The 11,227-nt window shown below is 37.7% G+C and carries 10 protein-coding genes; 7 read left to right on the top strand and 3 right to left on the bottom strand.

Annotated features, from left to right (window positions below; translation table 11 throughout):
• Window positions 1–729 precede the first annotated feature (729 nt).
• Window positions 730–1,794, bottom strand: coding sequence for an OmpP1/FadL family transporter (locus ACPUVN_RS16675; protein ID WP_426359190.1), 1,065 nt, complete (start codon window positions 1,792–1,794; stop codon window positions 730–732).
• A 304-nt stretch (window positions 1,795–2,098) separates the two neighbouring features.
• Between ACPUVN_RS16675 and ACPUVN_RS16670 the strand changes: the two genes are divergently transcribed.
• Window positions 2,099–2,626, top strand: coding sequence for a VOC family protein (locus ACPUVN_RS16670; RefSeq protein WP_426359191.1), 528 nt, complete (start codon window positions 2,099–2,101; stop codon window positions 2,624–2,626).
• Between the two features lie 88 nt (window positions 2,627–2,714).
• Here the strand turns inward: ACPUVN_RS16670 and ACPUVN_RS16665 are convergent, their stop codons facing one another.
• Window positions 2,715–3,413 carry a GntR family transcriptional regulator gene (locus ACPUVN_RS16665; RefSeq protein WP_426359192.1) on the bottom strand — a complete coding sequence of 233 codons (699 nt, stop codon included), beginning with the start codon at window positions 3,411–3,413 and terminating at the stop codon, window positions 2,715–2,717.
• Window positions 3,414–3,841: 428 nt separating this feature from the next.
• Between ACPUVN_RS16665 and ACPUVN_RS16660 the strand changes: the two genes are divergently transcribed.
• The 6 genes from ACPUVN_RS16660 (at window position 3,842) to ACPUVN_RS16635 (ending at window position 9,842) form a co-directional block, all read left to right on the top strand.
• A complete protein-coding gene (locus tag ACPUVN_RS16660; RefSeq protein ID WP_426369482.1) occupies window positions 3,842–4,216 on the top strand; it encodes a TetR/AcrR family transcriptional regulator in 375 nt (124 codons plus the stop codon).
• A gap of 7 nt (window positions 4,217–4,223) precedes the next feature.
• Complete coding sequence (locus ACPUVN_RS16655; RefSeq protein ID WP_426369481.1) at window positions 4,224–4,439, top strand: hypothetical protein; 216 nt, start codon at window positions 4,224–4,226, stop codon at window positions 4,437–4,439.
• 380 nt (window positions 4,440–4,819) lie between these two features.
• On the top strand, window positions 4,820–6,343 hold the full coding sequence (locus tag ACPUVN_RS16650; protein WP_426369480.1) for an aldehyde dehydrogenase family protein: 1,524 nt from the start codon (window positions 4,820–4,822) through the stop codon (window positions 6,341–6,343).
• Window positions 6,344–6,501: 158 nt separating this feature from the next.
• Window positions 6,502–7,650 (top strand): oxygenase MpaB family protein, encoded by a 1,149-nt coding sequence (locus ACPUVN_RS16645; protein ID WP_426369479.1) that lies wholly within the window; start codon window positions 6,502–6,504, stop codon window positions 7,648–7,650.
• 113 nt (window positions 7,651–7,763) lie between these two features.
• Complete coding sequence (locus ACPUVN_RS16640; protein WP_426359196.1) at window positions 7,764–8,741, top strand: hypothetical protein; 978 nt, start codon at window positions 7,764–7,766, stop codon at window positions 8,739–8,741.
• A gap of 12 nt (window positions 8,742–8,753) precedes the next feature.
• Entirely contained in the window at window positions 8,754–9,842 is a 1,089-nt protein-coding gene (locus ACPUVN_RS16635; RefSeq protein WP_426359197.1) for an NAD(P)/FAD-dependent oxidoreductase, read from the top strand.
• Window positions 9,843–9,935: 93 nt separating this feature from the next.
• Here the strand turns inward: ACPUVN_RS16635 and ACPUVN_RS16630 are convergent, their stop codons facing one another.
• The gene (locus tag ACPUVN_RS16630) at window positions 9,936–10,949 is read right to left on the bottom strand and encodes a fumarylacetoacetate hydrolase family protein (protein ID WP_426359198.1); all 1,014 of its coding nucleotides are present in this window, start codon (window positions 10,947–10,949) and stop codon (window positions 9,936–9,938) included.
• Window positions 10,950–11,227: the final 278 nt, after the last annotated feature.

Here is an 11,227-nt window from a genome sequence, read left to right as displayed (position 1 = left end):
AATCTCAATCTGTCTTAATATTTCTAATAAATTAAGTGTAGTTGCGAATATGAGTTACGTGAGGAGAATATTAAAAAATATTAAATTAAATTAAATTAACGACTTTAAAAAATAATTAGCTATCAACATTAAAATAACAACGACTTCGGGAAGAACAAACTGTTCATCCAACAAAATTTTGGATATTTGTCAAAAAAATGTCCATACAGTTATACGAGTTTATTGATCTTAGTTTGAATTTTGTAAATAAGTAGCGACTCCATATAATCCAATTTGTCAAAAAGAATATAACGAATCGTTATGACCAGATTCATACTCACTGATGAGCTATGATCGAAACTATTAGAAAAAAACATGAAATTATCTCCCTAGCATTCCGCGAAAGCTTAAACCTAAAGTAGTTAATGTAAATATTGATTTGTGTTTATACAAATATAGGTCTTTGGAGGAAAATAACGTTACCTAACTAAAGTTTTTAGAAAAATAACAAAAAAAATCACCATTTGAAAATACCTAGGTACTTGCTTATGCAATAATTTGGCTACCATTATGCAAGGCTAACCCCTCTAATGTTCCCTATATTTTCGCAGTAATCACGAAGTGATGAAAAATGGTATAAACTATTTTTTGATCTATAAAACAATTACTTCCAACTATTCACTACTTGGTACTCGTTGGAAATAATGCTGTAATCAACTTTTTAGCTATAAGCGTAATCTACTTTTAACTTTAAAAATTATACTGAATAGAGAGTGTTAACATGGTTGCAGAACCATCGTCAAATGAGCCTACAATACCTGTTTTTGCTTCAGTAACAATACGATTTACAAACCCAGTCACCTTTATCTTATCCTGTGTATAAGATGCACCAATTCCAAGTTGTTTTATATTGCCATAAAAGCCATTAAGAGTTTGTTCATCATTTGGCCCTGATTCATAACCGCCACGTACGAATCCTACCCACTGATCCGTGAATAGATGCACAGCCCCTAAGCTATATTTATATGAGTCATCTGAAGTATTTGCAATGGGAAATCCGCTCGGTGGCTTTACCTCATAGCCATTCCAATGCGCCCACCTTACCGTACCGAAAACCAAGTTTTTTGTACTTACAGGAAATCGAAAGTCGAGATTAACTGATTCTGGAGTCGTAACATCAAATTTCCCTGTTTCTACTCCATTTTCTGTTGCATCTAACTCTTGGTCAACTTCAGAAAAGTATGTGAGTCCAACAAGTACATGATACTGCGGAATTTCATATGTTGCCCCAGCTACGTAACCAAAACTGACGTTACCTTTAGCTTCAAGCGTATATCCTCCTTCAACTAAAGTAGTAGGAACAAGCGTCGTTGCATTCTTTTTATGACCACTTACCCCACCATGTACCGCCCAATTTTCGTTAAGTTTATATCTCAATAGACCTGTAATACTATCAACTTTTACTTTATTTTTTACCCCCGCAAAAATGCCTTCATCATAAGTTGTCTCATTATAAAATGGTGTATCTTTTATTAATGCAAACGATAGTTTTTCGTTTATATCTTGCTTATAAGTAAATGAATAAACTTTAATGTCATCCGTTAGATCGCCAGTATCAAACCCAGCGACATCTTTTCCTGAAAAATCTACTAAAATTTGACTGTATGTAGCTTCAATAAAAGTGCCTTCCTCAAATAGTTTAATCATCGGCATTCCACTAAAATCAATAGCTCCTGCTAGTGTATTTCCACTAATGATGGACATTGCTACGGTGCTTGCTAATACTTTTTTATTTAAGTTTTTATTATTAAACATATTGTTCTTCTCCCCATGACCTATTAGAAATAATTATTATTTTCAAAATGCTTTTGGTATACATTTTAGTTTAATATACACGTATTGTTAGATTTTTCTAGTAAAATGTATACCACTAAGGTAAGTTCATCATCAGAACAAGTGTATTTATATTAAATAGGAGTAAGAACTATTTGATTGTATCTACGCTAAGGGAAACCTACATAAAAATAAGACTATTTGAAATCGCTACGATTTATGACCCTGCTTTGGTTCCAAAAGTAGTTATAGAATTTATTAGATTAATATATAACAGGAGAATAATATGACCGTAAATGGCTTACACCATGTTGCTTATCGCTGTCGCGACGCTAAAACAACAACTGAATTCTATAAAAAATACATGGACCTCGATCTAACCATTTCGGTTGCCGAAAATAAGGTACCATCAACAGGCGAATGGTCACCTCACATCCATATTTTTTTAAAGATGGGTGATGGTTCATTTTTAGCATTTTTCGAATTACCTGAATCACCAGACATGCAGATGGATAAGAACACACCTGATTGGGTACAGCATCTAGCACTTCGAGTTGCTGATATGGAAACTCTTTTAACCTATAAAAAACGCTTGCTTGATGGCGGCATAAAAGTTGTTGGGCCTACCGATCACAAAATTTGCCAATCTATATATTTCTTTGATCCTAATGGGCACAGAATGGAGCTGGTAGCAGACACAACAACACCAGAAATGGTATCAGAGTTAAATCAAAGAGCAGGACCAATGTTAGAAGAGTGGGCTAAAACAAAACGTGCACCTGATGTTGACGATTTCATGCACGGTAGTACATAACATCATAATATATAAACCCTGTATTCCTTATTTTTTAAGGAGTACAGGAATAATATTGTTTTTATCTATGTTTATAAAACCGCCAATGTTAAATGCTTGATGATATTTTATTAACAGCTAACAGTTGCTTTCGAGCATCTTTCGAAATCAAATCAGCAGCAACCAGAATATGCTCTTGCATACGATTCGATGCTCGAGTTGATTGACCAGCTTGCAGGCTATTTAAAATCTGTTCATGATCGCGCTGCGAGCCTTCCAATAAAGTCATATTTGGACTAGTCAGCGTAGTGGCAATCACTTTAAATGAAAGCATCGGCATCATAACCACCTTTGCCAAAGAGCTACTAAGCGTGTCGTTATTAGCAGCATTAACAATAGTTTGATGAAATAGCTCATTCATATTTCGCCATTCGTTATGCTGAAATCCCTCTCCTGCACCTTCAAGTAACATTCTCCCTTCTTCAATACAACTTTTCAGTACAGTAGCCGTTTCATTTGACAGGCCGGTTTCGCACACTATTTGGCAGGCGAGTCCCTCTAAAGCACTTCTCACTTTAAATGCATCAAAAATAGTCTCAAGATTAATAGTACGAACCCGATAACCTCGCTGCGATTCGTACTCCAACAAACCTTCGTTTGCTAATGCTTGCATTGCAGCACGCACAGGTGTGCGAGACATGCTCAGAAGATCGCTAATTTGCCTCTCTGTAATAGACGTTCCATCTGCAAGAACACCAATTAAAATGACCTCCCGTAGTTTTTCAATAGCTTGTTCAGTTAACGTCAAAATATTTCCTTTTGGTATACATTATTTATAGCAAACCGAGCTAAGACAATAATCGCTCTCAATAAAGAACAATTTATCGTCATTCATGGTGTAAGCTAATGTTCGGATTTTGTGTCATTTATCTAAAATAGTCAAAAAAGAGATGATAAATAACAAGCCAACATTCTATATAGAAACTATGCTGATGAAATATGTATACATATTACTCACCTTAATGATTTTAGATAAAACGAATGAGTAAACTCGAGAAAAATTCTCACATATTGCAACGGCTTTTAGAGCCGGGTCAAAATTTAACAAAAATAATGTGATATATTAAAGGCGTAATAACAATCTAATTTCCAATTTACTCAAAGTAGAATACGTAGGTAATCATGTTTTACTTTGGTCCTTAACCTGATATTAAAGCTAAACAGAGATCATTTCTATTGGACGCAAGACAAATAAAAAGTAGAAAGAAGATCGAGCAAGCGCTCGCAAAGTTATTAGAAACGAAGTCTTTAGATGAACTTTCTATTGAAGAAATAGCGCTAAAAGCAGGTGTTTCACGCCCAACCTTTTATCGTAATTATGCAGGACGACAGGCAATCTTGGATGAGGCGATAGAGAAATGGCAAGATGAATTAGATATTAAAATTGAGCAGGTGAGTCAATATAAGATGGAGCCTAGTGTAAACCTTCTTGCAGGATACTTTCGTATCGTTTTTGATAGTATAGATCCAGAAAAATCATCTGTTACACCTAGCTATACGAGGTCATGCAGGGTCAAAAACAAAGTTATTATTGCAAGAGCGCGGCCGTAAAAGGGCGATGAGTTTACTTAAAGAGTCTTATGGTCATTCACTTGGTGATAACGATATGCAATTTATTGCAACTTTTACAACAGCAGCACTGGATGGTGTTTTGCAAAATGTTTTACAAAAAGATAATCCTTGGGATATAGAAACGACGTCGTTCAATGTCGCACAGCTTATTCATTTGGGTGTTGATAATTTCAAGCCTTTTCAAACGAATGACAATGATTAATTTTTTACCTCATTAATAATTTAAAATTCTCAAGCAATGTTAATAAACTATGTTTGTGTAATATGAAATATACATCCATGATCCATGAGTATACGTTCTACTCATATTCAAAGTTAAACCTACCTTTATCTATAAGTCTTGCAATATATTACCTGAATCAAATCATCCGAAAATCACTACACTTAAACGTTTATATATAGTGTGGTACTTCAGGATAAAATTTACTATCCCTTTTCATTAAATCTAATTTACGTTACACACTGTAATATAGTTTGCATTTACATTACGATTTGTAATATATTATTTGCGTTATCATTTTAAACTAACAATAAAAACACGATCATTAAAAATGCCAGTTAACGGCATTATGGGGAGTAATAATGAATACAAAAGTAATGCAATCAGCTTTAGGTTTAATCAGCGACACATCTCGTCATTTCATTGAGAGTAACCCTGGGCTATTTATCAATGGACAATGGACAGCCAGTAACAGTGATCAAACGACTGATGTCATTGATCCATCGACTGCAACGGTCATCGGTCAAACAGTTCGCGCAACAGCGCAAGACGTAGATAGGGCTTGTGCGGCGGCCAAAAGCGCTTTTGCTATTGGCTCTCCATGGCGTAAATGTAGCCCTCAAGATCGTGAGAAGCTGCTGAACAAACTAGCAGACGCGATTGAAGAAGACAGTGAAACACTTGCTGATCTTATCGCTGCAGATTTAGGTCTACCTCGCCACCTTGCCCTTGGTTTTGAAGTGTTGAAAACCGTTCAAACCTTTCGTTATTTTGCGGGTTTCCCAACAAAGATTAAGGGTGAAACAATCGATATTGATCCTGATATGCACGAAGGTGATTACTTTAGTTACACAACAAAAGAGCCAGTAGGTGTTGTTGGTGCCATTATTCCTTGGAATGCTCCATTAATGATAGCGAGCTGGAAGTTAGCGCCAGCACTTGCTGCAGGTTGTACTGTAGTTATGAAACCTGCTGAAGACGCCTCATTAGTTGTACTCCGTCTTGCAGAACTTGTGCGACAGGTTGGTTTTCCTGCAGGTGTATTTAATGTGGTAACGGGTGAAGGTCCAGTAGTTGGAGAAGCTATATTAGATAACCCAAACATAGACAAATTTGCCTTTACTGGCTCAACTTCTATCGGTAAACACATTCACGAAAAAGCATCAAATAGAATGGTGCGCCTAAGTTTAGAACTAGGCGGAAAAAATCCAGTAATTGTTATGGGTGATGCGGATCTTGAACCTATAGTTCCGATGATTTGCATGGCGACATTTGCCAACTCAGGTCAGATTTGCGTATCTGGCTCTAAGGTTATTGCTCATACCTCTATTGCTGAAAAATTGGCTAAAGCTTGTATTGCGTTTACAGAAAACTTACCACAAGGTAATGCATTGCAAGATGGTAATATGATTGGCCCTATGTGCTCTGCAGGCCAATTTGAACGTGTAATGAACTACATTAAACTTGGCGAAAAAGAAGGTCGAGTTCTAGTCGGAGGAAAGGCAATTGAAAGTGATGGTTATTTTATTAAACCCACTATTATCACGGATCTCCCTAAAAATAGTGCGTTACTTACAGAAGAAATTTTTGGTCCTGTAATGACTATCGAAACTTTTGATGATATCAACGAAGTCATCGAGGCAGCTAATGCATCTGACTATGGTTTGTGTGCAACCATTTTCGGTTCAAACCACGCGACTCTTCAACGAACGGCACGTGACTTGCGCGTTGGTACGGTGTTTATAAATAGTGCAGCTTTCCCCCCTGCAGGCGTACCAACTGGAGGCTTCCGTCAATCTGGTGTTGGACGTGATTTAGGCACTGAAGGACTTGGTGGTTATTTAGAATCAAAATCGGTTATCGCTCGCATCGGAGAACAACACTAATGAAATTACTTGATGAAAAAGATCTTGCTGCAGAGCTTGCAATAGACCAAGCAATGTTAACAATAGCAGAGGGGCGAACAGCGCCTCCTAGTGACATGGTTGTATATCCATTTGAAGAGAATCCTGGTCGGAAAAATGTAGACAAACTCATGAAGCTTTTGTTTAAGGAAATCCCTGAATATGATCCTGAACTCGCGAAAAAAATGAGCATGTCGAACTGGTCTGGTGACCCGTTATCAGATGCTGCTATTCTTAAAATTCGTCGTGACGGCGAGAACCCGCACGAAGTAATCAACCAAATTTTGACGGGTGGCATTGATGCCGTTGAAAGCCCATCTCCTGAATTGAAAGCTATTTGGGAAGAGGTCTCTGAAGATCCAGAATGGCTAGATTGGGACAAAATAGAGCTCGGTGCAAAAACTTATCGTGGTTATGGTTCTTATGGTTTTCAATTTCAAGGTATTGCTACATTAGACGGTTACCGCGTTCGTAACATTTCACGTACATTAATGTCCACAGGACAATATTCAGATGATACTGCATATAAACGTTTCTTGTTAACCTGTAACTTCTGGACTGAAATTTCTGAAGTGGGCGGCATGAAAAAATTTGGGGAAGGCTGGAAAACAGCGCTTCGAGTCCGTTTGCTGCATACTCTTATTCGACGTGCCGTTTTTAGTAGCGAAAAATGGGACCCTGAAGAGTTAGGTATGCCAATCAACCAAGTGGGTTTGCTGGGTGCACCGATTATTTCTGCTTTAGTGTTAGGTAAAGCCAGCCGTATGCTGGGCCGAAAAGCCACCGATGAAGAAATTGAAGCTATGTTACATTTGTGGCGCTATGTGTCACATGTGATGGGATACAGCTTCGATGGTGTCACCTTCCCTACTACGATAAAGGAGGGGCAGAGACTCATGTACCACATGATGCTTTTGTCTGAACCTACAGATGATCCAGATGGTATTCGACTGTGTAAATCTTTCATGGATTGCTTTAAACCTTCTAAAGATCTTAAAGGTCTTGAGAGATTTAAGCGTTGGTGGGAATACAAGTCAAACATAGCGATGACTGCATTTTTTGTTTCACCCGAAACACATGAGGTTGCAGAGCTTCCTAAAGCGAAATTTTGGGGGCTAGTTTATTTGCTCGTCACTGCGCCAAAGAATTATATTCGAGGTACACGTCGGTTGAACAATCCAGCTTATGCTGAAAAGCTTGATAAGAAAATTACTAAAGAAAGGCGAGATTGGGTTAATCGACAACTCAATGAGGCTGATCTAGTGTACCGACCAAAGTCTAAGTTTTAGATAAAAATGACAAGGCCGCATATATTGCGGTCTGTTTAATAAGCATGTAAAAATAATATGTTGCTAAACGGCTATGGAATACACTCAACATTACATACTTGAAAGGTTTTTAAATGGTGAATGAAATACTTAATTACGTTAAAGCAGATGCAACTCATATTGACTTTCCTGTCACCAATAGAGAAGAACATTTTGAGTGGTGGTACTTCGATGCTCATTTTGATAATGGTGACTTCCTCGTTGTAATGTTCTCCTTAAATGACACTCGGCTAAAACCAAGACAACCTTCTGTTAGATTAAACATTTATCCAAGAGGTCAGTCTGAAATATCTAGAATAAAGAAGTACACGGAAACAGACGTATCAACTAGCGATGTAAAGTGTGATGTAACATTTGGTGAAGAAGAATATTGTAAAGACTGTGGCGATCATTACGAGATTTTTACAATGATTGACGGTTATGGTGCAAAGTTAACCTTAAATAAAGGTAATCACCCGTATACATCAGAAGGAACCGACACACCAATGCCTTGGACAGTAGCTGTTCCTTCTGGTCATATCGAAGGCGAACTTTATAAAAATGGCAAAACGATAAAAGTAAAAGGAAAGGGTTATCACGATCATAATTGGGGTGAAAAAAGTCTAGCGGGTATGGTAAAAAATTGGTATTGGGGGAAAATACATTCACCTGATATTTCCATCGACTACTCTGTCATTATGGATTTTGAAGATAATATACTTCAGGCAGGTGCATTGGTCACTGACAGTGAAACTCTCATAATATCTCCTTCTGAATCGATGACAGATCCAGAGAATGTAAAAGCCACAGCTGTCATTAACGACATAATGACAGAAAATATTATGGGTTATACATTCTCGAAAAGCTTAACGCTTAAAGGTTCAAAAGGTGATTTAAGTTATATCGCCAATATAGACCTTATAACTTTAGTAATGATTGAACCAGGTGAGTTCCTTCCTGGAGAAGATGCTTATCGTTATATAGCAAAAGAAGAGCTTATCGTTACTCGAAGTGGCGTCAGCCAAACTTATCTGTCAGAAGGCTTACATGAAATTGTTTATCCAAAAAAGTAATAGGTCTTAAAAATGAGAAATAAACTTGTAATAGTCGGTGGCGGCTATTTAGGTGTTGAGTTAGCTAAAGCGTTAGAGAATGATCTTGACGTTACACTCATAGAGCAACGTAAATTCTTCGTTCATGCGCCAGCAATGATACGTGCCATTGTAGACCCTTCGTTATTAGAGCGCGCATTAATGCCTTATGACTTACTCCTATCAACAGGGAAAGTAATAGAAGGAAAAGTGACTAGCGTAGATGAAAAAGGTGTCACGTTAATGGATGACACACACATTGCTGCCGACTTTATAGTTATTGCAACGGGATCTTCTAATGGAGTTGCTTTCAAACCTATAGGCGATAACATCGATGACTTTTGTTCTGTTGTAACGCGGTTACATGATAAATTAAAAGCAGCATCGTCTGTTGTTATTGTCGGCGCAGGTACTGTTGGAACAGAGCTGGCTGGTGAAATTAGTTATGCAATGCCAGAGAAAAACGTTACCTTGATCTCTAGTGAGTCCAGTCTATTTTCACAAATGCCCGCTAAGTTTGGAACCTCCCTTACCTCAAAACTTAATGACGCTGGTGTTGATATAAAGTTAGGCGTGAAAGTGAACAACCTTGAAAGCTTAACAACTCCTTATTCTGGTACCCTTAGTTTGTCTGATGGTAATACACTAATAGCTGATCTGGTCATTCCTGCGATAGGTTCACGTGCTGTTTCAGCTGTACTTAACGGGTTACCTAGCATTACAAAAGATAAAATGGATCGTGTTAAAGTTGATAGATACTTACGCCCATCCACATTTAGTAATGTATTTGCTGCAGGTGATGTTGCAAGTAACGGAGATACTATGACGATTGTTGCTGTTAGTCGACAAGTACCATGGCTTACCAAAATGCTAAAAGAACAAGTGAAAGGAAAGACACTAGATCAAATTAAACCTTACTCCCCTTGGGCAACAGGAAAAGCACCTTTATTTTTACCACTAGGACCAAATAAAGGTAATTCATTTCTTGTTATTGCAACCTTTGGAGATTGGGTAACGAGTGTTATCAAAGGTAAGGATTTGTTTATAAGTAAATATCGCAAACTTTTTGGCCTGAAAGGCTAACGTTTCAGAGTTATTGTACTTTACTCACTATTTTTTCTTATTAGACAACTCTAAACACTATCCAGCCCGTAATGAGCGGGATTGAGTTTTTAATTATTTATCAAACTTAACAACTGTCTGCTCGATGGTACCGAAGATTGAACAATCTTTTGCATCGTTCATTTCTATACGCACATGATCGCCAAATCGTAAGAAAGGCGTGCTTGGTTTACCATGCTGAATGGTTTCAATCATACGTATTTCGCCTAAACAAGAATAACCTAACCCACCCTCTGGAACAGGCTTACCAGGGCCACCATTTTGTTTGTTCGATACTGTGCCTGATCCAACAATAGTTCCAGCCCCTAAAGGACGGGTTTTAGCCGCATGAGATATAATGGTCGAAAAATCAAAGGTCATATCTACGCCAGCGTTAGCCTTACCAAATAGCTCACCATTAATAGTAACAAGCAATGGCAAATGCAGTTTTCCTCCATGCCATGCATCACCCAACTCATCAGGCGTTACTGCAATAGGTGAAAATGTACCGAAAGGTTTAGCTTGATAGAAACCAAACCCTTTAGCTAATTCTGCAGGTACTTCGTTACGAAGCGTTACATCATTAACCAGCATTATTAATTTGATTTTATCTGCCGCGTCTTCAGGCTTAGTTCCCATTTTTACATCATCAGTTATAACAGCAACTTCACCCTCAAGATCCATACCCCAAGACTCATCCTCTAGTGGAATATCATCGTGCGGTGCAAGGAATACGTCTGAACCACCTTGGTAAATTAAAGGTTCTGTCCAAAAGCTTTCTGGTAATACAGCATTTCGTGCTTTACGGACTAGCTCAACGTGGTTAACGTAAGCTGATCCATCGGCCCAATGGTAGGCGCGAGGTAGTGGTGCAGTACAATCAGACTGATTAAAAGGCAGAGACTCTAAACTACCATTATTTAGATCAAGGTAGACAGCATTAAGTAACGGTTCTGTTGTACTCCAATCATCAAGAGCTTGCTGCAGCGAACTCGCTATATTAGGTACTGTAATACACTGACTTAAATCACGCGATACAACAACTAGTTGGCCATCTCGTGTATCGTTTTTTAACGTTGCTAGTTTCATGTGTAGATTCCTTTATAAACTTAATTATTTATCACGCATCCCACAGCTATGCTAAGGATCTCGCTTGTTTTTATACCACGACTCGATTATCTCCCACTTAACGACATCAAGTTTTTTTAGCTGACTATGAGCATAATGCCATGCTATAAACACTCACGGATTATTAGTTACAAATGGAACTATGTCAATATATTAATATTTATCCTTGTGATTTTTCAATATATTAATTAAAAATTAATTATGATGGAATTATTACTCTAATAACTCATTTTATTGTG

This window comes from Pseudocolwellia antarctica (assembly GCF_049933045.1).
In the GTDB taxonomy this organism is placed as follows: domain Bacteria; phylum Pseudomonadota; class Gammaproteobacteria; order Enterobacterales; family Alteromonadaceae; genus Pseudocolwellia.
The sequence above is the reverse complement of the archived record's forward strand: the minus strand, read 5'-3'. Positions and strand labels throughout refer to the sequence as shown.

Excerpts from the sequence above, each read along its gene's own strand:
- ACPUVN_RS16650 (WP_426369480.1), top strand. The coding sequence starts at position 4,820 with ATGAATACAAAAGTAATGCAATCAGCTTTAGGTTTAATCAGCGACACA.
- ACPUVN_RS16630 (WP_426359198.1), bottom strand. The coding sequence starts at position 10,949 with ATGAAACTAGCAACGTTAAAAAACGATACACGAGATGGCCAACTAGTT.
- ACPUVN_RS16675 (WP_426359190.1), bottom strand. The coding sequence starts at position 1,794 with ATGTTTAATAATAAAAACTTAAATAAAAAAGTATTAGCAAGCACCGTA.
- ACPUVN_RS16640 (WP_426359196.1), top strand. The coding sequence starts at position 7,764 with ATGGTGAATGAAATACTTAATTACGTTAAAGCAGATGCAACTCATATT.
- ACPUVN_RS16670 (WP_426359191.1), top strand. The coding sequence starts at position 2,099 with ATGACCGTAAATGGCTTACACCATGTTGCTTATCGCTGTCGCGACGCT.
- ACPUVN_RS16655 (WP_426369481.1), top strand. The coding sequence starts at position 4,224 with ATGAGTTTACTTAAAGAGTCTTATGGTCATTCACTTGGTGATAACGAT.
- ACPUVN_RS16635 (WP_426359197.1), top strand. The coding sequence starts at position 8,754 with ATGAGAAATAAACTTGTAATAGTCGGTGGCGGCTATTTAGGTGTTGAG.